Below are 26072 nucleotides of genomic sequence, written 5' to 3' on the forward strand. Positions count from 1 at the left end.
TTCAACCACACCAGCTTGTTAATATACACCATATTATACTTTGCCAGATTCGAATACACTTCAAGAAATCACAGCGTCCTGTCAATTGCCCTTTGAGGTATCTTTTTGCTTTGCCCAAGCCCCTGCATTAGTTCAACATATTTTTTATATTTCACTTTCGCTTCTGCTCTATTTCCAGCATCCCAATATGAATCAGCCAGGTTCAAATAGGCGGGAATTCTGCCTGGGCTTCTATTAATTACAACAGTTAAATACTTCACAGCTTCGTCTGGCATATTATTTTGCTGTAAAAAAAAACCATAGTCGTTATAAATGTCAACATTATAATAATTATTAACCAAGGACTCAACCATGTATGGCTCAAGCGAGTTGACTGCAGAGGACACATTATGCACCTTGAAAAACCTCAATGCATTGAAATAATTAATCTTAATTAACTCATCGAAATAATCATTGTAACCAAAAACATTTTTATATATTACCTCATAGTCTCCGGAAAAATTACTGCCTATTGGACAAACATCTAATCCCTCCGAAATTAGCATAATGTGACTTCTGTCACTTCTATTAATTTCGAATAATGCACTGCCCTGTTCTTTTTCAGAATACCCCATAGTATCAGAATAAAATGGTAGTAAAGAAGCAGAAAACCCTTCAGGAATTTTCTTTAGTTTAAATTTTACTACACAATCTGCAGGAGATGAACTCCCAGACTCAATACTTCCACCAAGCAAAGTCGATGATATTAAATCTCTTTGGCCAGATTTTTCCAAGCCAAGAAGAGTTGTAGTGCTTTTATATATAACAACACTAGAATTTGCATAAGAAAAAATCAAAAATAAAAAAACACTAATAACCCACTTCATTATCTAACCTCCCTAAAGCTTCAGATTTTTCACTTACAAACCTAGCACTTACACCGGTCTGTACCTCTGGTAAATTTCGAGAAAAGTACACAAGATTTCCATCCGTTTTTTTCTTCCCTCTTTCGGTATAAATGGCAATAATAAGATTTCTATCATAATCTCTTGTTTCTGAAGCTGTTCCACCCAGTGACTTAATAGCATTGATAATGACATTATTTTCTGGCCCATGCTGCACTGATGTAGACCACACGACATCATTGAGAGTGTGCGAATGATATCTAACATCCACTTCGGTTTCTTCAAGAGTATAATCTACTAATTTATCAAAGTGAGTTTTCCTGATAAATTCATGCTCAATTACTTTGAATGCATCACCCTCTCTAGTTACAACCGTTCTCCATTTTGATGTAAAATCTGCAGAACCTGGAGTTAAATCGGTAAATTCATTCCTCCATATAAAAGAATCATCATTGACAAATTTTTTAACCGTGCCACCAATTATTATTCTCTCTATACCACGAACTGTAATTTTTACTTGGCTTGTCATTTGGTAAGAACCGTAGGAAACACCACCGGCATCCCCATGTCCGCCAGATACAGTTAAAGGCCCCCGACCTCCGGTTTCATATATTGATGATAATGACCCTAAATCGTAATCTCTTCGACGACGTTCATTTTTAATACATGACAAAAACACCACCGGATGCATATGCCACAAGGCTTCACTGCTGCGGATTTCCGGCACATCCTTCATCCACACCAGCTTGTTAACGTACTCCTTATTATACAATGCCAGTTCAGGGTAGCTTTTTTCCTGTTCATCCAGAGCCGCCTGCCACAACGCCGACATACCATCCTTCAGCCATTCACTGTGATGCTTCACCACCAGACGTTGTACCTGATATTGTATATCTGCCTGATTATTATGCAGGTACCGCCATAACTCGTTGGTATCTATCAAACCATCCTGATTCATATCCATCTGCTGAAGTAACTTCTTATAGCTTTCAGCATCTCCCGACGAATAGGTGTCATCGGCATCACTTCGGGTCAGCTCTTCCAGCCGACCAAACGTCTGACGCAGCCATCCTTCTTCCGGGGTCTGGAAGAGACTCTGAGGTTCCTCATTCTGCTCCAGCCGGATAAAACCTCGTTTCTCAAGGTCAAACTGACTCACCTTCTCCACATCATCTGCTGACATCCATGCCGACTCTGCGGGAATCTCGTACCAGGTTTTTCCGTTTGATTCTTTACTCTGGCACTCGCTTTCTGTTGTGAGCCGTTCTGCTTTCGAAAAAAGGGTCACCCCGCCAACACCCGCCACCTCAAATGCCGCACTCTCTTCGTTGTACTTCCACAGCTTCTTACCCGCCAGCGTATGCAATTCTGCTGCACCACTCGTCACGCCTGCTTTATTCGCCAGAAAATCCCCCATACGTGAATCCTGGCTGAAGACCTCCAGATGACAGAAATACTGCGAACCCGCCTCAGGACGCTCGTGATAACTCAGATGACCTATCACTTCACCGGCTTTTACTTCGATGCTTTCGCCAGATACGGCCTGGTTAAATACACCATGCTCACGGGCCCTTTGCATCCACGCAGGCAGGCTGCTGGCACCGCGCCTGACGTATTTATCCAGACCGGAGACCCATCCTGATCCACCTGCTGCCAGTCCGGATTCTTTCCCGTCCGGCACAGATTTAACCCGAACAAACATGAAGGGGGCCGGTTGATTATTAAGCAGGAACGTCGCTTCCTCCTCAATCTCAACGACACTTCCGCGTGGCAAAGTGGTTTCGGTGTCCAGGGGAGCCTCATAGTTGCGACCAGCATCAGCAACATTTCCGTCCGGTAGACCGGCACGCACCCAGCCTTCAGCCGGATTATCCTCGCGAACTTTAAGCGAACTGGCAGTAACTGTGGCTGTGGGGGATTCTGCACCGTATTCAGAAAGCGGTGCTATCTGCACCCACAGGGTGTAAAACTCCAGAGCGTTCTCGGGTTTATTGTTGTCCGGAATGCAGGTGGATTTAACGAGCACAAACGTCGAGCTAAATTTCAGTGATTCCGTACCGTACTTAGCAGTCTGGTAAGCATCATTCAGACGCCAGGCCACTACCTGCCCATCAGTCATGCATTTCAGCCCATGACTTTCCGGATTGTAGACAGCGTTATCCGCAAAACCATCATAAAAGTGAATACCTCCATGCCAGTATTCACCGGGTTTCAGCAGCCAGTACGTATCACCTTGCGTACCTTGCATGGCCTCCATTAACTCCCTGGCCGAACGATATCCGTCAACGGGTAATACCATTTTCATCTTACTCTCCCTGCTCTTATGCGATTATGAAAAGAAAAACCAAACGCCGGACTCTTCACTTTCCGGCTCGTCCGGTTCCTCTGGCCCCTCTCCATTTCCCGAGCCGCCTCCACCACTTCCGTAACCGCTGCTCCTTTCACCATCCTGCGGCGGCTCAACGGGTGCATCTCCCTCACCTGCCAGCGCACTCAACACCGCCGGCAGTTGCGTCAGCACCGGATCCCCCGGTCTGCCGCCGCTGTTAAGGTTGATTTTCAGCCCGCTGATATCCACGCCGCCGGGGTGTATCACCACAAACGAACTTCCCACCCGCAGCGTGATTTTCGTATTGCTCTGCAGCACGATATCGCCCTGTGCATCCGCGCCCAGCGCACCCGCCACTTTCTGGGCCAGGTCGCCTTTGACCTCCAGGCTGTGGTTACCTTCCACCAGGCTGAGGTGGTCTTTCGTGGTTTTATGCGCCTGGCTGCCGTCGACTGTTACTTTGCGGTCATTTGCCACAGTCAGCGCGTCATCACGGCCGGTATTCACTGTGTGGTCACGGGTGACTTTCAGGGTCTGGTCATTGCGTACCGTGATACTGCGGTCGTGCGCCACGGTGATGTTCTGGTCATGCCCGCCGGCATTCTCTTTGCCGACCTTCACCGTCTGCCCCAGACCGACGATGATTTTCTGGTTATTACCAATAGTCTCGGTGTGGTCGACTTTCACATCAGTGGTGCGGTTATTGAGCACCTCGGTGTCCATGTTTTTCTGCGCATGGAGATACACCTGCTCATTAGCTGTCGCATCGTCGAACTTCAGTTCGTTAAACCCGCTGCCCTTATAGGTTTTTGAGCGCAGGGTCATCTGGGTTTTCGTCCCCGGCAGACTGCCCGGCGAGCGGTTATTTTCATGATACGTACGCCCCATCACGATGGGCTGGTCCGGGTCGCCGTTGAGGAAATCGACTATCACTTCCTGGCCGACACGCGGTATCGCCAGGTGACCGAACCCGGCACCGGCCCACGCCTGCGACACCCGTATCCAGCACGAGCTGTCTTCTGTTTCGCCGTGATAACGGTCCCAGCGGAATTTCACCCGCACCCGCCCGTGTTCGTCGCAGAAAATCTCCTCCCCCGGCGGGCCGGTGACCACCGCACTCTGCGGGCCGTCGACCTTTGGTTTCTGCGGGCGATTCGGGCGCCAGGTGCGGTCTCCCGGTATGGCCACAAACCGGTTGGTGAGGGTGGTGCCCTCGCCGCGACTGCCGTGCAGGGCCTGCGGCTGCTCACCGGTCATCGCACTGCTGATGACCTGCCATTGCCGGTTGTGGCTTTTTATCGGGTGGCCGGCAAGGGGGAAGCGCACGCCAGGCGACAGCGCCGGAGAGTTGCTGGTGCCGGTGGCAGTTTCGGCCTGGTTACGCCAGGCGTCCAGTTTATAGCGGGTGAAATCTTCGCCGTGCTGTTCATCCTTAAAACGCCCCGGATAATCCAGAACTTCATACTGCGAGCGCTGGCCATTCAGGCTCTGTGCTTTATGGCGATAGCCCCCCGGCCAGTCCGGCATCTTAAAGGTGTAATCCAGGCTGGTGACCGATGATGGCGCAATGCCCGCTTCGTGACGAAACACACTGATGTGCTCCGTGGTGGCGCCTGTCGACACATTCGGGTTAAAGGGAAACGCATCCTGCCGCCTGCGCAGGCCGGTCACATCATCAGTCAGCATCAGCCGCTGCCCCCCTTCTGGGGAGACGTCGTCAAAGAAGAAAATGCCTTCTTCGGCCCACAGTCTGGATAAAAAAGCGAAGTCACTTTCCCCGTACTGGGCGCAGAACTCGCGGGCCGGATGGGATTCATAAAACACCGACGTCCAGTTGGTGACGCCGTTTTCTGCCAGCAACGTGGCGGTGATGGTCTGAATATCCTGCTGCTGGAAGATGCGGAAGTTCTGGCGCAGACCGCAGCGCCACAGGGGAGGATGAATACGCAGGGTGTACTGCATCTGCCAGCCGTTGTGCTCGCTCATGCCGAAGGTGGCAATAATGCCGCTGACATGGCGCAGGACTTTCTGCCCCTGCCAGAGCGTCAGGGTGACGTTTTTCTCCAGCAACGGGTCAGCCGTCTGGCGGAAAGACTTACTGGCGACGTCAGCATCGAGGACAAATGCAGCGGAGTTATGCTGCAGCAGGCGAAAGCTCACCACCGCAAAGGTGTCCGGCTCCAGCCCTTCCACCTCCAGTGTGAAACGCAGTCCTTTTAATGACATGATCCTTCCCTGGGCCGACAGAATGCCGGACAAATGATAAACATCGTTAACAGGTGAAGGAGAATAATAGGTCTGGTTTTTTATAATGTGATAGCCATCAATTCTTCAGGCTGAAAATCAAATAAATCCTAAATAAAACAATTAAATATCAATAGTTTAATTGGTTATTTGTATGAATCAGATAATGAAATTCGCGTTGTGAATTAAACGAGATATTGAAGGTTACATGCAGTCCTGTAATCCGCTGCACGCCCTCAGCCACATCAGCTCAAACCAAAAAAAACGCCCCCAGCCATCAAGGTCGGAGGCGTTTCAAATGTCAAAACAACGCTTATTGCAGCAGAGAAATATCCGCAACCTGCAAGAACAGCTCGCGCAGTTTGGCAAGCAGCGTCAGACGGTTGATACGCAGTTCTTTATCTTCTGCGTTCACCATCACTTTGTCGAAGAACATATCCACGGGTTCACGCAACGCAGCCAGTTCCACTAACGCTTCCTGGTAACGGCCTTCGGCGAAGAACGGTTCCAGTTTGTCGCGCAGGATAACCAACTGACGAGCAAGATCCATCTCTTCTGGCTCTTTCAGAACCGAAGCACGTACGTGATCTTGTAGCTCTTCGTCTGACTTCGCCAGAATGTTGGAAACACGCTTGTTGGCTGCCGCCAGTGCTGCTGCCGCTTCCAGAGTACGGAAGTGCGACACCGCTTTCATGCGCGCATCAAAATCTGCTGGTTTGGTTGGACGACGTGCCAGAACAGCCTGGATGGTATCTACGCTGTGGCCTTCTTCCTGATACCAGGCACGGAAACGGCCCAGCATAAAGTCGATGACTTCGTCAGTAACCTTCTGGTTGGTCAGCTTATCACCGTAAAGACGCACGGCCTCTTCGGTAAGAGTTTGCAGATCAAGCGGCAGGTTTTTCTCAACGATGATACGCAGAACGCCAAGAGCGGCACGACGCAGAGCAAACGGGTCTTTGTCACCTTTCGGGTGCTGGCCAATACCGAAGATGCCCGCAAGGGTATCCATTTTATCGGCGATTGCCACAGCACAGGCCACCAGGTTAGACGGCAGTGCATCACCTGCAAAACGTGGCTGATATTGCTCGTTGAGCGCAACAGCAACGTCTTCAGCTTCGCCGTCGTGACGCGCATAGTGCATGCCCATCACGCCCTGGGTGTCGGTAAACTCGAACACCATGTTGGTCATCAGGTCGCATTTGGACAGCAAACCGGCGCGAGTTGCGTGGTTTACGTCTGCGCCAATCTGGTCAGCAATCCAACCTGAAAGGGCTTCGATGCGGTTGGTTTTGTCACGCAGTGTACCGAGCTGTTGCTGGAACAGAACGGTTTCCAGACGCGGCAAGTTGTCTTCCAGGCGCTTTTTACGGTCGCTATTGAAGAAGAACTCGGCATCGGCCAGGCGTGGACGCACAACTTTCTCGTTACCAGAGATAATCTGAATCGGGTCTTTCGACTCGATGTTGGCAACGAAGATGAAGTTTGGCATCAATTTGCCGTCGCTTGCGTAAACCGGGAAGTACTTCTGGTCACCTTTCATGGTGTGAACCAGCGCTTCCGCAGGCACTTTGAGGAATTTCTCTTCAAATTTCGCGGTCAGAACAACCGGCCATTCCACCAGCGAAGTCACTTCTTCCAGCAGGCTTTCGCTCAGATCGGCATTTCCGCCAATTTTGCGAGCCGCTTCTTCAGCGCCTTCTTTGATTACCGCTTTACGCTGCTCGTAGTCGGCAATGACTTTGCCGCGTTCCAGCAGAATTTCAGGGTACTGATCGGCGTTGTCGATGGTGAATTCCGGCTCGCCCATAAAGCGGTGGCCGCGAATCACGCGATCGGATGCAATCCCAAGGATGGTAGCGGGAATGACTTCCGCGCCCAACAGCAGGGTCACAGTGTGCACCGGACGCACGAATTGGGTGTTGTTATCGCCCCAGCGCATCAGTTTTGGAATTGGCAATTTGGTCAGCGCGGTGGCAATCATTGCCGGCAGCAGCGCTTGCGCGCTTTCGCCTTTAACGTGCGCACGGTACATCAGCCATTCGCCTTTGTCAGTCGCCAGACGTTCAGCTTCAGCAACGGTGATACCACAACCACGAGCCCAGCCTTCTGCGGCTTTGCTTGGATTGCCTTCTGCGTCAAAAGCAGCAGAAATTGCCGGGCCGCGTTTTTCAACTTCACGGTCTGGTTGAGACTCAGCCAGATTAGCAATCTTCAGCGCCAGACGGCGCGGTGCTGCAAACCATTTCACTTCGCCGTGGGCGAGGTTCGCCGCATCCAGCTCCGCTGTTACTTGCGCCGCAAAGGATTCCGCCAGGCTGCGCAGGGCTTTTGGTGGCAGCTCTTCAGTGCCGATCTCCACCAGAAAAGTTTTTTCAGACATGGCAGCCTCTTATTTGTTCTTATTGCACATCGGGAAGCCAAGCGCTTCACGAGAAGCGTAATAGGCTTCGGCCACAGCTTTGGTCAGAGTACGAATACGCAGAATGTAGCGCTGACGTTCGGTAACCGAGATGGCCTTACGGGCATCAAGCAGGTTAAAGCTGTGCGCGGCTTTCAGAATGCGTTCGTAAGCAGGCAGCGGCAGTGGGTTTTCCAGCGCCAGCAGGTGCTGCGCTTCTTTCTCATACTGCTCGAAGCAGGAGAACAGGAAGTCCACATCGGCGTGTTCGAAGTTGTAAGTTGATTGCTCAACTTCGTTCTGGTGGAACACGTCGCCGTAGGTGGTTTTACCCAGCGGGCCATCGCTCCACACCAGATCGTAAACGCTATCTACGCCCTGGATGTACATCGCCAGGCGCTCTAAACCGTAGGTGATTTCACCGGTAACAGGTTTACATTCCAGGCCGCCCACTTGCTGGAAGTAAGTGAACTGCGTCACTTCCATACCGTTGAGCCACACTTCCCAGCCCAGACCCCAGGCACCCAGCGTTGGGTTTTCCCAGTTGTCTTCTACGAAGCGAATATCATGAATAGTTGGGTCCATACCCAGCTCTTTAAGCGACCCAAGGTACAACTCCTGAATGTTTTCTGGAGAAGGCTTGATGACCACCTGGAACTGATAGTAATGCTGTAAGCGGTTCGGGTTTTCACCATAGCGGCCATCGGTAGGGCGGCGAGATGGCTGCACATATGCAGTCGCCATCGGCTCTGGCCCTAAAGCCCGTAGGCAGGTCATTGGGTGAGAGGTGCCGGCGCCGACTTCCATGTCCAAAGGTTGAACAATGGTGCAGCCCTGGCGAGCCCAGTAGTCCTGTAAAGTCAGGATCAGGCCTTGAAAGGTCTTGGTATCAAACTTTTGCATGTTGATTTCGCACGCGTTCGAGAGGGTTAAAAAGGGAAGCGACCAGTATACCTGTTGATGGGAAGATAATCAGCCTGCATTCTCAGGCTGATGACGTTGTGTTGCGGCTTTATGTAGATGAAAGGTGCAAAAACTGACCACTTTCGTCAAAAGAGCAGGTAAAACCCTCCCGGCGCGTGGTACTGCCAAGAATTTCATAGCTTCCCTGATACTGCTTAAAATCCACCACGCTGATGCGCTGGGCCTGCGTGTTGTAACGATGTGCAGCTTCCTGCTTGCAGGTTTCGATCATCACTACCCCCTGAATTGTGGGGTGTTGCGCGACTTGCGCATACTGTGTTTGCTGCTCCGGCGAACTACAAGCACTCAAGAACAAGGCTGCTAAAGCTAGCGCCCATCGGCTATTTTTTATTTTTGGCATCATCATTCGTTAACTGTACGTTAAAATCTTTTCTGTTAATCAATAATTAACAGGTATTTCATATTCTGCAAACCCACATGGCGCCATACAAGAGGGAAAATGCAAACTCAGATTTATACCTGTTCAGTACTCCGAGGAACGAATGCAGCAGAAAATTAACTGGATTGATAACTTGCGCGGGATTACATGCCTGATGGTGGTGATGATTCACACCACCACCTGGTACATCACCAATGCGAAGATTGTCACGCCATTTAGTTGGGATTTATCGAACGTGCTGAACTCAGCTTCTCGCGTTAGCGTTCCCCTCTTCTTCATGATTTCGGGTTATCTTTTTTTTGGTGAACGCAGTGCGCAGCAGCGCCACTTTTTGCGGATCGCCACCTGCTTGTTGTTTTACAGCGTGATTGCGCTCATCTACATCAAGCTGTTTACCCCAATCAACGCCGGCCTTTCACTGCGCTACATCCTGCAAAAACCGGTGTTTTATCACCTGTGGTTTTTCTTTGCGATCATGGTGATTTACCTGCTTTCACCGTTGATTCAGGTGAAGAAAGTTAACGCGGTGACAATTCTGGGCCTGATGGTGTTACTTGGCGTGATTGCCAACCCGAATACCGTGCCGCAAACGCTGGCGGGCGTGAAATGGCTACCGATTAATTTATACATCCGCGGCGACACGTTTTATTACGTGTTGTATGGATTGCTTGGGCGTGCGATTGGCATGCTGGAAACGGATAAACGCTGGATTAGCGGGCTGGCTGCGGGCTTGTTTGCACTGTGCATTTTTTCGATTTCGACGGGCACACGTCACCAACTGGAAGTGAACGGTAATTTTGCCGACACCTTCTACGTTTATTGTGGGCCGCTGGTGTTTATCGCCGCCATTAGCTTGTTGGTGCTGGTGAAGAATTGCCTGAATGGCCGCCCGTTGCCTGGGCTGACGTTAATCTCGCGACATTCGCTGGGCATTTACGGCTTCCACGCGCTGATCATCCACTTCTTACGCACTCATGGTTATCAAATAACAAATTCGCCGGTGCTGGATATTCTGTGGATTTTCGGCGCGACGCTTGCCGGAAGTTTGCTGCTTTCCATGGCATTGCAGCGCATTGATACCCGTAAAATGGTGAGTTAAGCGTTGCGGGCGCGGGCGCGATGTAACTGGCGTGGCGACGAAAAGCCCGCCGCAACTGCCGCCTGCTCCATGCGTTGCCCCTGTAACAAGCGCTGTTCGGCAACTGCCAGGCGCAATTGCTCCAGATAATCCCGCACCGATATCCCCAAATGCTGCTGAAAAAGCCGCGACAAATGGCGTGAACTGACATGCACTTTGTCGGCAATTTCCTGCACATCCCACGCTGATTCGGGTGTCGCAGAAAGCAAATCCTGAGCACGATGCACCGCCGGGTGAATGTGGTTGCGGTAACGCAGCCACGGCGATAATTGCGGGTCGTCGCCCGAACGGCGGAACCACACCACCATTTCACGCGCTACATCCAGCGCCGCTTTGGGGCCGCAATAGCGGTTAATCAGATGCAGCGAGAGATCAATCCCGGAAGTAATCCCCGCGCTGGTCCAGATACCCCGATCTTCAACGAAAATACGGTTATCTTTCACCTGCGCGGTGGGTGCGGCGGCACGTAATCTGACCAATACATCGTGATGCGTGGTGCATTGCACGCCGTTCATCAGCCCCGCTTTCGCCGCCAGCAACGAACCGGAACAGACGCACATCAAGTTGAGTTGCTGGCTATGAATTTGCGGTTGCAGGCGCGTCAGCCAACGGCGCACCTGTTCGGCTTGTGGCGTCTCAAAGTAGCGATTTGAATCGCACACGCCGGGCAAAACCAGCAGGCTACCTGGCGTGAAGCTGTCCGGCAGCGGTTCGATACCCGAAAAATTCAGCCCAATTGAAGTGGTGACTTGTGGGTCCGGGCCGATGAAATGCAGGTGAAAAGCGTCGCCTGCCAGCGCCAGCGTTTCGGCTGGGCCAGTCAAATCGAGGGATAAAACACCAGGCAAAACAACGAACCAGACCCCAATACTCACGATAAAGACTCCAGGCACTCGGCAACGGTTTGGATTTGCGCAAAACGCCCCGTCAGCACGGTTTCAGTACGGTGGCGCAGAGTTGCGGCATCCAGCGTAACCCCTTTCCAGCTCATCGGGAAGGTGAGCATCGCTTCGCTGACAAATGAAACGCGATAACCCAAATCAGACGCCACCCGCGTGGTCGTTTCGCAACATTGCTCGGTACGAATCCCACAGACAATCATATGGTTAATATCACGGCTACGCAGCCAATGATCGAGGCCGGTATCGGTAAATGCGTTGTGAACGTGTTTCTGGAAGGCCACATCAGCCTGATGTTGCAAGAAAGGCATGGCTTTAACATAGCCGGAAGCCAGCGAGAACGGGCCTTCATCACTCACGTGGAAAATATCCACCACCGGTATATTCAAATCCTGGCAGCCGGAAATCAGCTGTGAAATGGCCTGCTGGAATGCCGGAAAATCGTCTTCTTGCCAGAAATCGCGATGGAAGAAAGATTGTTGTGTGTCGATATTAATCAGAACGGAACGGGACATTTTCGGACTCCTCATCAGTGGGTATGAATCCATTGTGACAAGGGTTGGCCGTATTGCTAATACCAAAAACGGACAGAGTGAGGATGATTTGGGACCAGATGAGATCTTTGAGATGGTGTCGGATGACGCTCACGCTAATCCGACCTTCGAAACACCAGGCCTTGGTCAGGTGGATAAGCACCAGCGTCATCCACCAGCCTGCATAATTTATGTTACTCTCCAGAAAGTTACCCTCGGAGAAAATCATGAACAGCAAGGCTGCGCGCCCCACGATAAGCGATGTCGCGAAAGCGGCAAAGACCGGAAAAACCAGTGTTTCCCGCTATCTTAACGGCGAGCAAAGCGTGTTGTCCGATGACCTTCGTCTGCGCATTGAAACAGCGATTGCCGAACTCGATTACCGCCCAAGCCAAATGGCGCGCGGCCTGAAACGTGGGCGCACCCGTTTAATTGGCCTGATCATCGCCGATATCACCAACCCTTACTCTGTCGATGTGCTGAGCGGTATTGAAGCGGCGTGTCGGGAAAAAGGCTTTACGCCGCTGGTCTGTAACACCAATAACGAAGTGGATCAGGAGCTGCATTACCTGGATTTGCTGCGCAGTTATCAGGTGGAAGGGATTGTGGTGAATGCTGTCGGCATGCGCGAAGAAGGGTTAAACCGCCTGCAACAATCCGCGCTACCGATGGTGCTGATTGACCGAAAAATTCCAGATTTTGCTTGTGATGTGGTCGGTTTGGATAACACACAAGCCGCCACAACCGCCACCGAACACCTTGTCGAACAAGGGTTTGAAGCCATTCTTTTCCTCAGCGAACCGCTCGGCACAGTGAACACCCGCCGCGAGCGTCTGAATGCTTTCCACGCCACGCTTAAACGCTACCCTGGGATTGTTGCCGAAAACGCGGAAGTGCCTTTGCACGAAGGCGAGTTGATGGACAACACGCTGCGCCAGTTCCATTCCGGCCATCGCGGTATGCGCAAAGCGGTGATTTCCGCCAACGGCGCACTCACACTACAAGTTGCACGCTCACTGCGGCGCATCGGCCTGCACTGGGGCAGCGACATCGGCCTGTTAGGCTTCGATGAACTCGAATGGGCAGAGCTTGCCGGTGTCGGCATCACCACGCTTAAGCAACCGACCTGGCAGATTGGTTACGCCGCACTCCAGCAAGTTGTGAAGCGCATTGAAGGCGGCAGCGACAGCGTTTATGAACAGGTCTTTTCCGGCGAGTTAATCGTTCGCGGCTCCACAGTACGCTAATCAATGTTCGTGATAGCGATCATAAATTAAGCATCGCTGGCTTTTCTTTGGAACCGGTTCCATTTAGCGTAATAAACATCATTACGACACCGGACGAAGTTAATGCCGAGAAAAATTATTATTGTCACTGCCGCTTACGGGCATGACCGCATCGCCGCTTTGGGTGGCCAACACGCGCTACTGCCCGTCATCGCCAATGCCGGTGCTGACGGTGTAGAAATTCGCCGCGAACTATTTAGCCGCACCCAGCTTGATGCCCTGCCAGAACTGGCGCAGCAAATCGCTGAACACAAACTTCAGGCCTGTTATTCCGCACCGGAGCCACTGTTTGTTGAAGACGGTAAACTGAATCCGCTCATCCCTACTTTGCTGCTTGAAGCCCACCAGCTCAACGCCAGCTGGTTAAAACTTTCACTCGGCAACTACCGTAGCAGCCAGCAATTTGCGCTTTTGCAGCAGTGGCTTGCTCAAAGCGATGTGCCACTGGTGGTGGAAAACGATCAAACAGCCTGCGGCAAGCTTGCGCCGATGCAGCGCTTCCAGGCCGCCTGTAACGTGCTGAATCTTCCGGTGACACTCACTTTTGATATGGCGAACTGGCTGTGGGTTGATGAATCGCCGGAAGCCGCCGCACGTGTACTGGCACCATCGGTCAGTTACATCCATGTCAAAGCCGCCGTGGCGCACCATTATCACTATCGCGCCATCGCGCTGGATGATGCCGAACCTCGCTGGCTGGAAATCCTGAAAAGCCTGCCAGCAGACGCACCACGCGGAATTGAATTCCCGCTCGAAGGCCGCGACCTGACTGCTGTCACCCGCCATTACGTCAACTTATTACGCGAGGAGTAAGCAATGTCGAGACAACTTGATGTCATCACTATTGGTGAAGCGATGGCGATGTTTGTCGCCAGCCAAACCGGCGATCTTGCCGCCGCTGAGCAGTTCGTCAAACGTGTGGCGGGCGCTGAACTGAACGTTGCTACCGGCCTTGCGCGCCTTGGCCTGAAAGTGGGTTGGGTCAGCCGCGTGGGTAATGATTCTTTTGGCCGTTATGTGCGGCAACAACTGGCAAAAGAGCAGATCGACAGCCGTGGCGTGACAACTGACGAGCGATTCGCAACCGGCTTCCAGCTTAAATCCAAAGCCGAAAATGGAACCGATCCCATTGTGGAATACTTCCGTAAAGGTTCTGCCGCCAGCCATCTTTCAGTGGCTGATTTTAACGAAGAGTACTTTTGTTCCGCACGCCATCTGCATGTGAGCGGTGTGGCGGCAGCGCTTTCTGATACCTCACTTGAGTTGCTCAATCATGCCGCCCGCGTGATGAAGCAAAAGGGCAAAACGATTTCTTTTGACCCGAATCTGCGCCCGGTGCTGTGGAAAAGTGAAGCCGAAATGGTTAAACAATTGAATCAGCTCGCCTTCCAGGCAGACTGGGTGCTGCCAGGGTTAAGCGAAGGCGCGATTCTGACCGGCCACAAAACACCAGAAGCAATTGCCGATTTCTATCTCGACCACGGCGTTAAGACCGTAGTGCTGAAAACGGGCGCTGACGGCGCATGGTTCAAAACGGCCTCCGGTGAAAAAGGGGCCGTAAGCGCGGTAAAAGTCGAGAACGTCGTCGATACTGTCGGCGCAGGCGACGGTTTTGCCGTGGGCGTGATTAGCGCCCTGCTGGAAGGAAAATCTTTACGACAAGCCGTCAGCCGCGGTAATAAAATCGGCTCACTGGCGATACAGGTCATCGGCGATAGCGAAGGGTTACCGACCCGTAGCGCGCTTGGCGAATAAACGAAGACTGCATCAGCTGTGCCCTACACCCGGCATGATGCGACTCTCCTCAACATAGAGGCAAGCCCATGAAAACCCAGTCCCTTTCATCAAAGGTAATCGCGCCAAAACGTTGGTGGTACATCATGCCAATCGTGTTTATCACGTACAGCCTGGCGTACCTTGACCGTGCCAACTTTAGTTTTGCATCTGCCGCAGGTATTAACGACGATCTCGGTATCACCAAAGGGATTTCCTCACTGCTGGGAGCGCTGTTTTTCCTCGGTTATTTCTTCTTCCAGATACCGGGGGCGATGTACGCCGAACGCCGCAGCGTGCGTAAGCTTATCTTCGTCTGCCTGATTTTGTGGGGCGGCTGTGCGTCATTAACCGGCATGGTCAGCAACATTCCGGCGCTGGCGGCGATTCGTTTTATCCTCGGCATCGTGGAAGCCGCGGTAATGCCAGCGATGCTGATTTACATCAGTAACTGGTTTACTAAATCCGAACGCTCACGGGCTAACACTTTCTTAATTCTCGGTAATCCAGTCACGGTGTTGTGGATGTCGGTGGTTTCTGGCTACCTGATTCAGGCGTTCGGCTGGCGTGAAATGTTTATTTTTGAAGGCATTCCGGCGGTTATCTGGGCCTTCGCCTGGTGGGTACTGGTCAAAGATAAACCGGCGCAAGTGGGTTGGTTATCTGATGCTGAAAAATCCGCGTTGCAGGCGCAACTCGAAGAGGAGCAGCAAGGGATTAAAGCGGTGCGTAACTACAGCGAAGCGTTCCGTTCGCGCAATGTGGTGCTGCTGTGTATGCAGTATTTTTGCTGGAGTATCGGCGTGTATGGCTTCGTGCTGTGGCTACCTTCTATCATCCGTGGCGCAGGCACCGCGGGAATGGGCATGGTCGAAGTGGGCTGGCTGTCGTCTGTTCCGTATCTGGCGGCGACCATCGCGATGATTGTGGTTTCCTGGGCTTCGGACAAGATGCAGAACCGTAAGCTGTTTGTCTGGCCGCTGCTGCTGATTGGCGCGCTGGCTTTCCTCGGTTCGTGGCTGGTTGGTGCCGATCACTTCTGGGTTTCCTACACCCTGCTGGTGATTGCCGGTGCGGCAATGTATGCGCCATACGGTCCATTCTTTGCGATTATTCCGGAAATGTTGCCGCGCAATGTCGCGGGTGGCGCGATGGCATTAATCAACAGTATGGGGGCGCTCGGTTCGTTTGTTGGCTCCTGGTTTGTTGGCTACCTTAACGGTGCAACGGGCAGCCCGTCGGCTTCCTATGTCTTTATGGGGGTGGCATTGCTCGCCTCAGTGTGGCTAACTCTGATTGTGAAACCGGCGAAAAACCAACACGTCCCAGTGGCAGCACACCACGCCTAATCTCAGGCCCGGCGGCCGTTAAACCGCCAGGCCTGTCTATAACTATTTAACGGAGAACGCCATGAAGCCGCCCGTCATCCTCTACAAAAAGTTACCTGACGACCTGCTTGCCCGTCTTGAAAGTCACTTTAGCGTCACTCAACTGAATAACCTAAGCCAGGAAACCATCAAGCAAAACGCGCAAGCCTTTGCCGATGCGCAAGGGATTCTGGGTTCCAGCGAAACAGTGGATAAAGCGTTTCTGGAGCACACTCCGAATCTGCGCGCAGCGTCGACCGTTTCCGTCGGCTACGACAATTTTGATGTTGATGCACTGAGCGCGCGCGGTATCGCGCTGATGCACACGCCAACAGTTCTGACAGAAACCGTCGCCGACACCATGATGACGTTAGTACTGGCGACCGCACGTCGCGCGCTGGAAGTGGCTGAACGAGTGAAAAAGGGCGAATGGCAAGGCAGCATTGGAGCGGATTGGTTTGGCATCGACGTGCACCATAAAACGTTAGGGATTCTGGGCATGGGCCGCATTGGCCTGGCACTGGCACAACGTGCGCACTTCGGCTTTAACATGCCGATTTTGTATAACGCTCGCCGCCATCACCAGGAAGCCGAAGAGCGTTTTAACGCACGTTATTGCGATCTCGATACCCTGCTGGCCGAATCCGATTTCGTCTGTATTTCTCTGCCGCTGACGGACGAAACTTATCATCTGATTGGTGCTGAGCAATTGGCTAAAATGAAATCCTCAGCGATTTTGATTAACGCCGGACGTGGCCCGGTAGTTGACGAAAAAGCGCTGATTCAAGCGCTGGTAGACGGCAAAATTCACGCCGCTGGGCTGGATGTTTTTGAACAAGAACCGCTGCCGGTTGATTCCCCGCTGCTGAGCCTGCCGAACGTTGTGGCGCTGCCGCATATCGGTTCCGCGACCCACGAAACCCGCTACAACATGGCCGCCTGCGCGGTGGATAACTTAATTGCAGCGTTGAGTGGCAAGGTGAAAGAGAACTGCGTGAACCCGCAGGTATTGAAGTAATTGATTGTTGGCGGATGACGCTTGCGCTTATCCGCCCTACGAACGATAACCAGTAGGTCGGGCAAGCGCAGCGCCCCCGACATATTGACTAAAGCCAGATTAGAAATCAGTCTTAGAAAAACCAGTCATTTCTTCGAGGCCCATCTCACGGCCTAACGCCGTCATTGGATGCACGATAACCAGGCCGCGCACTGCTTTTTTCAGGGCACCCATGTTGGCTTGTTCTTTCTTGGTAATTGGACGCTTGTACGGCAGCGCCATCAGCTTTTGCGCTTCTTTGCTCAGCTTCTGGTTGCGCACCGCTTGCAGGCGCACGATCTCAATTTCCAGCTTCGCTTTCTCTTTTTCCATCTCAGCGTACTTTTCAGCGTCATTGATCAGATGCAGTTCAGGCATCTCGTGACGGATAAGATCGAGGCGATCGCTAAGACGTTTGATTTCTGCTTTTTCGATTTCTTTCATTTTTAATTAACCGTGAATAACTTTCATTGCTGGCAAGGATACACCATTCGGCTTAAGAGGGCGAAAAGGGAGTTCGGTCAGAATTACTTCTGGAAGGCTTTTTTTAAGCTGATCCGTGAGATCAGCTCGGTTAAAGAGAGCACCATCGTGGAACGAACAATTTGCTGATAACGCTGTTTCTGCATGGCAATCAGCTCAGGATCGCTGCCATCCACAAACTTTGGCGTCGGAGGCAGAGCGGAAACACAATGCAATTCACCAAACGGGCCAAGCATTTCATCGTCGGTAAATTTGTAGTCGTTACCGTCGTGATTAAGTTCTTCACGCAGCGCCATCAGCAGCTCGCAATCTTCGTACTCCGCGCGATTAAGCACGCCAAGGCCGTAGATGAGTTTGAGGCGTACAGAAAGCTCCCCTAACGGGCCATCCCCTTCCAGCAACGGTTCAACGGCATATTTCACCGCATAGTCGTCTTTACGGAAGACCTGAATCACCAGGATATTAACCGCTTCGGTGAGAAGCTCGACAGCAGCAATCAGCAGGCTGCGTACGGTTTTGCCGGCATTAAGACGCTCAAGCACACGGTTTTCAAAGGCCTGGGTTTCTTCCATCTTTGCCTACATCACTAAAAGTATTATTGGGTGCAGCGTCTACTGCACCCGCTTTGCATCACTATTTGCCGTTATAAGCATTCACCGCTTCAGCAACAACATCGCTGTTAGCATCAAGGCCAGAGATTTCAGCCAGCGCTGCTTGTGGGCCTTTTTCTGCCAGTAACTGTTCCAGTTCCTGCGCTTGTGGATCTTGCTCGCTGCGATAATGCATCGCCGCGGCAATACCTTTAACCAGGAATTGGTGCGGTAAACCGTATTCGATAGTGCCCAATAACGGTTTAATCAGTCGGTCGCCCGCGCTTAATTTACGCAGTGGCTGGCGGCCAACGCGTTCCACATCATCTTTCAGATACGGGTTTTCGAAACGACCGAGGATTTTCTGGATATAGGCCGCATGCTTCTCTGCATCAAAGCCATAACGCTTGATCAGCACCGCACCACTTTCATCCATTGCGCCTTTCACCACCGCACGGATTTTCTCATCGAGAATCGCATCGCGAATGGTCTGGAGTCCCGCAAGCTGACCAAGGTACGCGGTTATAGCATGGCCGGTATTCAGCGTGAAGAGTTTACGCTCAACAAACGCCATCAGATTATCAGTAAGTTCCATGCCAGGAATGTTTGGCAGGTCACCTTTGAACTGAGTTTTATCAACAATCCATTCGCTGAATGTTTCAACTGTGACTTCAAGCGGATCGTTAGTGGCAGATTCAGAAGGAGGCACGATGCGGTCAACCGCGGAATCCACGAAGCCAACATGCTGCTCAACCCAGGCTTGATCATCCTCAGAAAGCGCCTTCATCACATGCGCTTTAAGCTGGCTGGTGCCACGCACCATATTCTCGCAAGCGATAATGTTCAGTGGTTTTTCATTACCATTGGTGCGACGCAGAACCAGCCCTTTTGCCACTGCTGGCGCGATACGTTCCAGCACGACTGGCCCAACAGCCGTGGTGACCAGGTCAACTTCTGCAATCAGCGTGACGACCTCGTCACCGATGCTGCTGACGGCATTCACATTAGAAACGGTATCGATTTGCTTTTGCTCGCCCACCACGTGAACCTGGTAGCTATGGCGCGCGTTCAGCGCATCAAGAACGGTTTGGTTGACGTCCGCAAAGGTCAGTTGGATACCGGCATCTGCCAGCAGTTTGCCGATAAAGCCACGTCCGATATTACCTGCGCCAAAATGTAATGCTTTCATGTCGTTCACCTTCTTAAATTTGAATCACCCGAGAGGGTTCGGGTGAGGAGGTATGCGGTGCTGACCACCCTCACCCTAACCCTCTCCCTGAGGGAGAGGGAACTAGATCAGTATTCACCCTCTCCTGGGGGAGAGGGCCGGGGTGAGGGCGACCGGAGCCACCCACACCACCACTGCTACTTCTTACCTGCCAGCAGGTCGAGCACTTCCTGAACACTGGTGGTGTTCGCCAGGCGCTCAATCACTGACTCATCATCCAGCGCGTTGGTCAGGCTGGTGATAACCTGGATGTGTTCGTTATTGCGAGCGGCAATACCGATAACCAGGCGGGCAATATCATCAGGTTCTTCACCAAAGTGAACACCATGCGGATACTGGCAGAACACAACGCCGGTTTTCAGGACGCGGTCTTTCGCTTCAACCGTACCGTGTGGAACGGCAATGCCTTCGCCCAGATAAGTTGGGGTCAGTTTTTCGCGTTCAAACATCGCATCAACATATTCAGGCTGCACGTAACCGCCGTTCACCAGTTGCTCACCAGCAAAGCGAATCGCTTCTTCTTTGGTTGCCGCAGTCAGGCCAAGGAACACGTTACCGGCACCAAGGCGGAACAGCCCTTCTTCGCTTGGCACAAAGCTGTCTTCCAGGCTGCTCATCACCTTAACTTCTTTCTCGCTCAGGTTATGAGAGGCCACCAGACGCTCGGTCAGGTTGGAGTACAGGCTGCTGTCGAGGAAGTTAGTCAGGGAAATATGCTGTGCCTGTGGAACCTGGCGCATCGCACGTTCGGTCAGGTCACGGTGCGTAATCACCAGGTCAACGTCATCCGGCAAACTGTTGATTGCACAGTTAGTAACGGAGATATTTTTCAGACCCGCATCGCTGACTTTCTTACGCAGCACACCCGCACCCATCGCACTTGAACCCATGCCTGCATCGCACGCTACGATGATTTTACGTACGTGGCTGAGGTCGTTAGACAGACCAGCACCGACCGCCAGTGGCGTAGCGCCGCCTTTGGATTCAGCTTTCATCTCTTCCATACGGCGAGCCGCTGCTTCGATATCGTCTTCTTCTTTAACCTTGCTTGTTTTCAGCAAGATGGCAGAAACCACGAAGGACACGGCTGTTGCTGCAACGATTGCCGCGATGTTAGCGAAGTAAGCACCTTTTGGCGTCATCGCCAGAATCGCGAGTATTGAACCCGGAGATGCCGGAGAAACCAGGCCGCCGTTCAGAATAGTCAGCGTAAACACGCCAGTCATACCGCCGAGAATAACGGCGAGGATCAGACGTGGGTTCATCAGCACATATGGGAAGTAAATTTCGTGGATACCGCCCAGGAAGTGGATGATTGCCGCGCCGCCCGCAGACTGCTTAGCATTACCGCGACCGAAGAACATGTACGCCATCAGCACGCCCATACCAGGGCCTGGGTTTGCTTCAATCAGGAAGAAGATTGATTTGCCCAGCTCGTGGGACTGCTGAATACCCAGCGGCGAGAAGATACCGTGGTTGATTGCGTTGTTCAGGAACAGGATTTTCGCAGGTTCTACGAAGATAGACGCCAGCGGCAGCATGTCATGGACAACCATGAAGTTAACGCCCGCCGCCAGAATTTTGGACAGGACTTCAACCGCAGGGCCGATACCCATGAACGCCAGAATCGCCAGAATCATACCGATGATGCCAGCGGAGAAGTTGTTCACCAGCATTTCAAAGCCGGATTTGATCTTGCCATCAACCCATGCGTCAAAATGTTTAATTGCCCAACCACCCAGAGGACCGGCAATCATCGCACCGAGGAACATCGGCATATCCGCACCGACGATAACACCCATAGTGGTGATCGCACCGACCACACCACCACGGTCGCCACCGATTAAGCGACCACCGGTAAAACCGATGAGCAACGGCAGCAGGTAAGTAATCATCGGGCCAACCAGTTTCGCCAGTGTCTCGCTTGGCAACCAACCAGTTGGAATAAATAACGCCGTGATAATACCCCAGGCGATAAATGCGCCGATGTTTGGCATTACCATGTTACTCAGGAAACGACCAAAGCTTTGCACTCTGATCTTGATATCGGATGACATACGCACACCCCTTATTGTGTTCACGTGCTGAAAAAGCAGCCCGAGGTTTATTGTTAATGTGGTGGCAAGCAGTGCTGCCAGATGCTCTAAGTGAGGCGAATCTGGCACTGAATCGTTAAGCTGTCCAGTACACGGGATTTTATGTGATGCAGATCACTCATCACTGGGTGTAACGAAGCATGATCAGGAGATCTTGATCACATAATTGATGTGTAAAAAAAACACAGCAGCTATTTTTTGCGCTGAATTGACCCACATGCGTGATTAAAATCACACTTCTCTATTATCACTTTGTTATTTATATGTGACATTAGTCACAAAATATCTTCATCGAAATTTTCCTACTGCTCTCCAGGGCAGTCATCGCGAAAGCGTTCATTTCATTTTGTTATAAAATTACAGCGCAGCGGCAGGCGACTCTTCACTACTTTTTCATGCATCCTGATCCATACTTACCGTTTGTCGATTAAAAATGGACGATGTAATGAAACTTATCGGTAATTACACCAGCCCGTATGTGCGCAAAATATCGGTGATACTGCTGGAAAAAGGCATCACTTTTGAATTCGTAAACGACAACCCGTGGACATCCGAAAGCACCACGCCCCATTACAATCCGCTGGGCAAAGTGCCTGCGCTGGTCACCGACGAGGGCGAATACTGGTTCGACTCCCCGGTGATTGCGGAATACCTCGAGCTGTTGAATATTGCCCCAACTCTTATCCCGCGTGAGCCTCAAGCTGCATTACAAATGCGCCAAATGGAGGCCCTTGCCGATGGCATCATGGATGCCGCTCTGGTTTCAGTACGCGAACGCCAGCGCCCAATCGAACAGCAATCTGAAGTCGAACTGCTGCGCCAACGGGAAAAAATTAGCCGTGGCCTGACGCTGCTCGAACAATACGCCGCGGATAAAAAACTGAATGCCGAAAACCTGTGTGTGGCAACCATTGCGGTGGCATGTGCAGTGGGATATCTCAATTTCCGCCGCGTTTCCCCAGGCTGGTGTGTAGAGCGGCCACATCTGGTGAAACTGGTCGAGAAACTTTTCGAACGGGAAAGTTTTGCCAGGACAGAACCGCCAACAGCATGATCTCCCGCCATGACAGGGGGCCAACTCCCCCTGTAAACTAATGCGAAATTTCACCACTCTGCGGCTTGTTATGACTACCCATCGCACCTTGTACAGCCAACTTCCTGCCATCGACAAACTGTTACGTGATGCCTCATTTTGCGAGGTGCTGCGCAATTTTGGCCACTCTCAGGTGGTTAATACCTTACGCACGATGCTGGAAACCGCGCGCGAGCATATCCGCACTCAGGAACAACTGCCTGACTGGAATGACGATTGGGCAGCACAAGTGCAGGCACGTCTTGAATCGGGCCTGCGCAGCGCATTGCAGCCAGTGTTTAACCTGACGGGCACGGTACTGCATACCAATCTTGGCCGTGCATTGCAGTCTGAAGCGGCAATTGAAGCTGTGACACAAGTGATGCGCACTCCCGTCACGCTGGAATATGACTTAGACGGCGCGGAACGTGGGCATCGCGATAAAGCGCTGGCATCCCTGCTTTGCGAGCTGACCGGTGCGGAAGATGCCTGCATCGTCAATAACAACGCGGCGGCGGTGCTGTTGATGCTGGCGGCCTGCGCCAGTGGCGAAGAAGTCGTGGTATCTCGTGGTGAACTGGTGGAAATCGGTGGAGCATTCCGTATCCCGGATGTGATGCGCCAGGCAGGCTGCCAGCTGGTCGAAGTCGGCACCACCAACCGCACACATTTGAAAGACTACCGTCAGGCCGCCAGTGAAAACACCGCGTTACTGATGAAAGTCCACACCAGTAACTACCAAATTGCGGGCTTTACTAAAGCAGTCGACGAAGCCGAGCTTGTCGAGCTAGGCAACGAGCTGAACATTCCTGTTGTGACTGACCTCGGTAGCGGTTCACTGGTTGATCTCAGCCAGTGGGGTTTGCCGGAAGAACCGATGCCGCAACAGCTAATTGCCGCAGGCGTAAGCCTGGTGAGTTTCTCCGGCGACAAACTGCTTGGTGGTCCTCAAGCGGGCATTATCGTTGGCAAAAAAGAGCTGATTGCCCGCATTCAGCAACATCCTCTCAAACGCGCGTTGCGCGCCGATAAAATGACACTTGCGGCACTGGAAGCCACATTACGTCTGTATCAACATCCAGAAACGCTGGTTGAAAGATTGCCGACGTTACGCCTGTTAACCCGTGATGCCAGTGAAATCACAGACCTTGCACAGCGTCTGTTGCCTGCTTTTGAGGGTAAATATGGCGAGCAGTTTACTGTTTGCGTCGAGCCTTGCTTATCGCAAATTGGCAGCGGATCGCTACCGGTTGACCGCTTACCCAGCTCAGCGCTGACTTTCACACCAAAAGATGGCCGCGGCACCACGCTAAACACGCTGGTAGAGAACCTGCGCGATTCATCCACACCGATTATTGGCCGCATCAACGATGGGCGTTTATGGCTGGATTTACGCTGCCTGGAAGATGAAGCTGGTTTCATGGAGAGCCTGAACCGATGATTATTGCCACCGCCGGTCACGTTGACCACGGCAAAACCACCCTGCTGCAAGCCATAACTGGCGTGAATGCTGACCGTCTGCCAGAGGAAAAAAAACGCGGCATGACTATCGACCTCGGTTACGCCTACTGGCCGCAACCCGATGGCCGCATTCCTGGTTTTATTGATGTGCCAGGACATGAAAAATTCCTCGCCAATATGCTGGCGGGCGTGGGTGGCATCGATCACGCGCTGTTAGTGGTGGCATGCGATGACGGAGTGATGGCGCAAACACGCGAGCATCTGGCCATCCTGCAATTAACCGGGAAACCGTCGCTCACTGTCGCCTTAACCAAAGCCGACCGCGTGAGTGAATCGCGTATTGATGAAGTGCGCGAAGCCGTACTAGCAACACTCAGTGAATTTGGCTGGCAAGATGCCACTTTATTTGTCACCGCTGCCACCAGTGGTAGCGGAATTGACGAACTACGTGCGCACCTCCTTTCATTGCCCGAACGTGCACATCCGCGTCAGCACCGCTTCCGCCTCGCCATTGACCGCGCTTTTACCGTGAAAGGTTCTGGCCTGGTAGTGACCGGCACGGCGTTAAGTGGCGAAGTGAAGGTGGGCGATTCATTGTGGCTAACAGGTGCCGATAAACCGATGCGCGTGCGCGGGCTGCATGCGCAAAACAGCAAAACTGACACCGCCTGTGCCGGGCAGCGTATCGCGCTCAATATCAGCGGCGATGCGGAAAAGCTCGATATCAAACGCGGCGACTGGTTACTGGCTGAAAAACCCCTGCAACCGGTAGAGCGGGTGATTGTTCAGTTGCAAAGCCACGCCCCACTACAACAATGGCAACCGCTGCATATTCACCACGCTGCCAGCCACGTCACCGGGCGTATATCGCTACTGGAAGATGACCTTGCCGAACTGGTTTTAGATGTCCCGCTGTGGCTTGCCGAAAACGACCGTCTGGTACTGCGTGATATTAGTGCTCGGGTTACGCTTGCAGGTGCGCGCGCAATACTGCTGCATGCACCACGCCGTGGTAAACGTCAGCCCGCATTTTTGGCGTGGTTACAGCAACTTAAACATGCGGAAACTGACCGCCAGACGCTCGACATTCATTTGCAGCGCAGCGCAGTTACGCTAACTGACTTCGCCTGGGCACGGCAACTGACGACCCAGGGATTGCAGGAATTACTGACCCATCCCGACTTTTTGCGCGCGGGTAACAGCTTGCTCAGCGATGAAATGGCCGCCCGCTGGAAACAAAAACTGCTCGACACTCTCGAACGTTATCATCAACAGCATGATGACCAACCCGGCCCTGGTCGCGAGCGCCTGCGCCGCATGGCACTACCGAGTGAAGATGAACCATTGGTTCTGGCGCTGATAGAAAAAATGCGTCAGGAAGGATTGTTGGCTAGCCGCCAGGGCTGGCTGCACCTGCCCGATCACAAACCGGGTTTTTCTGCGGAACAACTGGCAGTGTGGCAAAAAGTTGATGCGTTATTTGGTGATGAGCCATGGTGGGTACGCGATTTAGCGCGGGAAACTCAGCAAGACGAACAAGCAATGCGCCAGCTGTTGCGCTTTGCCGCCCAACTTGGGCTGGTCACGGCGATCATAAAAGATCGTTATTATCGTAACGATCGGATTCAGGTTTTCGCCAATTTGATCCGCGAACTGGATCAAACGCAAGGTGCCACCAGCGCGGCAGATTTCCGCGACAGCCTGGGCGTGGGCCGCAAACTTGCGGTGCAAATTCTCGAATATTTCGACCGCATTGGTTTTACCCGCCGCCGTGGAAACGACCATTTACTGCGCGATAAAGCGTTGTTTATGGTTGAGTAGTGACGACGCAACCCCCGGCTTCGTAGGTCGGATAAGCGCCAGCGTCATCCGACACAACAGGTAAAAAT

The 26072-nt window shown here is 52.4% G+C and carries 20 protein-coding genes and 1 pseudogene; 9 read left to right on the plus strand and 12 right to left on the minus strand.

Annotated elements, in window-relative coordinates; translation table 11 throughout:
* Positions 1 to 68: 68 nt before the first annotated feature.
* The 6 genes from EC843_RS09220 to EC843_RS09245 form a co-directional block, all read right to left on the minus strand.
* The gene (locus EC843_RS09220) at positions 69 to 866 is read right to left on the minus strand and encodes a tetratricopeptide repeat protein (RefSeq protein ID WP_133522129.1); all 798 of its coding nucleotides are present in this window, start codon (positions 864 to 866) and stop codon (positions 69 to 71) included.
* A complete protein-coding gene (locus tag EC843_RS24805; RefSeq protein WP_241939441.1) occupies positions 850 to 3189 on the minus strand; it encodes a hypothetical protein in 2340 nt (779 codons plus the stop codon). Before EC843_RS24805 ends, EC843_RS09220 begins: the two co-directional genes overlap by 17 nt.
* A 24-nt stretch (positions 3190 to 3213) precedes the next feature.
* Positions 3214 to 5439: a type VI secretion system tip protein TssI/VgrG gene (gene tssI, locus EC843_RS09230; RefSeq protein WP_133522130.1), complete on the minus strand. Its 2226-nt coding sequence runs from the start codon at positions 5437 to 5439 to the stop codon at positions 3214 to 3216.
* A 331-nt stretch (positions 5440 to 5770) separates the two neighbouring features.
* Positions 5771 to 7840: a glycine--tRNA ligase subunit beta gene (gene glyS, locus EC843_RS09235; RefSeq protein ID WP_133522131.1), complete on the minus strand. Its 2070-nt coding sequence runs from the start codon at positions 7838 to 7840 to the stop codon at positions 5771 to 5773.
* Positions 7841 to 7849: 9 nt separating this feature from the next.
* On the minus strand, positions 7850 to 8761 hold the full coding sequence (gene glyQ / locus EC843_RS09240; protein WP_064542532.1) for a glycine--tRNA ligase subunit alpha: 912 nt from the start codon (positions 8759 to 8761) through the stop codon (positions 7850 to 7852).
* A gap of 109 nt (positions 8762 to 8870) precedes the next feature.
* A complete protein-coding gene (locus EC843_RS09245) occupies positions 8871 to 9185 on the minus strand; it encodes a YsaB family lipoprotein (protein WP_064542577.1) in 315 nt (104 codons plus the stop codon).
* A gap of 139 nt (positions 9186 to 9324) precedes the next feature.
* Between EC843_RS09245 and EC843_RS09250 the strand changes: the two genes are divergently transcribed.
* Positions 9325 to 10320, plus strand: coding sequence for an acyltransferase (locus EC843_RS09250; RefSeq protein WP_133522132.1), 996 nt, complete (start codon positions 9325 to 9327; stop codon positions 10318 to 10320).
* On the opposite strand, the gene EC843_RS09255 is transcribed toward EC843_RS09250, so the two are convergent.
* Both EC843_RS09255 and EC843_RS09260 read right to left on the minus strand, forming a co-directional pair.
* On the minus strand, positions 10317 to 11234 hold the full coding sequence (locus EC843_RS09255) for a helix-turn-helix domain-containing protein (protein WP_133522133.1): 918 nt from the start codon (positions 11232 to 11234) through the stop codon (positions 10317 to 10319). The two genes, EC843_RS09250 and EC843_RS09255, sit on opposite strands and share 4 nt — an antisense overlap.
* On the minus strand, positions 11231 to 11773 hold the full coding sequence (locus tag EC843_RS09260; protein WP_133522134.1) for an isochorismatase family protein: 543 nt from the start codon (positions 11771 to 11773) through the stop codon (positions 11231 to 11233). The genes EC843_RS09255 and EC843_RS09260 overlap by 4 nt, the downstream gene beginning before the upstream one ends.
* 245 nt (positions 11774 to 12018) lie before the next feature.
* Here EC843_RS09260 and EC843_RS09265 point away from each other — a divergent pair, with 245 nt between their 5' ends.
* From EC843_RS09265 to ghrB, 5 genes are all read left to right on the plus strand, one after another.
* A complete protein-coding gene (locus EC843_RS09265) occupies positions 12019 to 13038 on the plus strand; it encodes a LacI family DNA-binding transcriptional regulator (RefSeq protein ID WP_121814721.1) in 1020 nt (339 codons plus the stop codon).
* A 102-nt stretch (positions 13039 to 13140) separates the two neighbouring features.
* Entirely contained in the window at positions 13141 to 13890 is a 750-nt protein-coding gene (locus EC843_RS09270) for a hypothetical protein (protein WP_064542513.1), read from the plus strand.
* A 3-nt stretch (positions 13891 to 13893) separates the two neighbouring features.
* Positions 13894 to 14832: a sugar kinase gene (locus EC843_RS09275; protein WP_133522135.1), complete on the plus strand. Its 939-nt coding sequence runs from the start codon at positions 13894 to 13896 to the stop codon at positions 14830 to 14832.
* Between the two features lie 68 nt (positions 14833 to 14900).
* Complete coding sequence (locus tag EC843_RS09280; protein ID WP_064542507.1) at positions 14901 to 16199, plus strand: MFS transporter; 1299 nt, start codon at positions 14901 to 14903, stop codon at positions 16197 to 16199.
* 61 nt (positions 16200 to 16260) lie between these two features.
* Positions 16261 to 17235, plus strand: a complete 975-nt coding sequence (ghrB, locus tag EC843_RS09285; RefSeq protein ID WP_133522136.1) for a glyoxylate/hydroxypyruvate reductase GhrB — start codon at positions 16261 to 16263, stop codon at positions 17233 to 17235.
* Between the two features lie 99 nt (positions 17236 to 17334).
* Here ghrB and EC843_RS09290 read toward each other — a convergent pair whose 3' ends face one another.
* From EC843_RS09290 to EC843_RS09305, 4 genes and pseudogenes are all read right to left on the minus strand, one after another.
* A complete protein-coding gene (locus EC843_RS09290) occupies positions 17335 to 17697 on the minus strand; it encodes a YibL family ribosome-associated protein (RefSeq protein WP_034499383.1) in 363 nt (120 codons plus the stop codon).
* 83 nt (positions 17698 to 17780) lie between these two features.
* A pseudogene (mtlR, locus tag EC843_RS09295) lies at positions 17781 to 18308 on the minus strand (mannitol operon repressor MtlR); the annotation flags it as partial.
* Between the two features lie 61 nt (positions 18309 to 18369).
* Positions 18370 to 19515 (minus strand): mannitol-1-phosphate 5-dehydrogenase, encoded by a 1146-nt coding sequence (gene mtlD / locus EC843_RS09300; protein ID WP_133522137.1) that lies wholly within the window; start codon positions 19513 to 19515, stop codon positions 18370 to 18372.
* A 176-nt stretch (positions 19516 to 19691) separates the two neighbouring features.
* Positions 19692 to 21611, minus strand: coding sequence for a PTS mannitol transporter subunit IICBA (locus tag EC843_RS09305; RefSeq protein WP_133522138.1), 1920 nt, complete (start codon positions 21609 to 21611; stop codon positions 19692 to 19694).
* Between the two features lie 484 nt (positions 21612 to 22095).
* Between EC843_RS09305 and EC843_RS09310 the strand changes: the two genes are divergently transcribed.
* The 3 genes from EC843_RS09310 (at position 22096) to selB (ending at position 26004) form a co-directional block, all read left to right on the plus strand.
* On the plus strand, positions 22096 to 22704 hold the full coding sequence (locus EC843_RS09310; protein WP_064542492.1) for a glutathione S-transferase: 609 nt from the start codon (positions 22096 to 22098) through the stop codon (positions 22702 to 22704).
* 70 nt (positions 22705 to 22774) lie between these two features.
* Entirely contained in the window at positions 22775 to 24163 is a 1389-nt protein-coding gene (gene selA, locus EC843_RS09315; RefSeq protein ID WP_133522139.1) for an L-seryl-tRNA(Sec) selenium transferase, read from the plus strand.
* Entirely contained in the window at positions 24160 to 26004 is a 1845-nt protein-coding gene (selB, locus tag EC843_RS09320) for a selenocysteine-specific translation elongation factor (RefSeq protein ID WP_133522140.1), read from the plus strand. The genes selA and selB overlap by 4 nt, the downstream gene beginning before the upstream one ends.
* Positions 26005 to 26072 lie beyond the last annotated feature (68 nt).

The sequence above is a fragment of the Buttiauxella sp. JUb87 genome, from assembly GCF_004361975.1.
GTDB lineage: Bacteria > Pseudomonadota > Gammaproteobacteria > Enterobacterales > Enterobacteriaceae > Buttiauxella > Buttiauxella ferragutiae.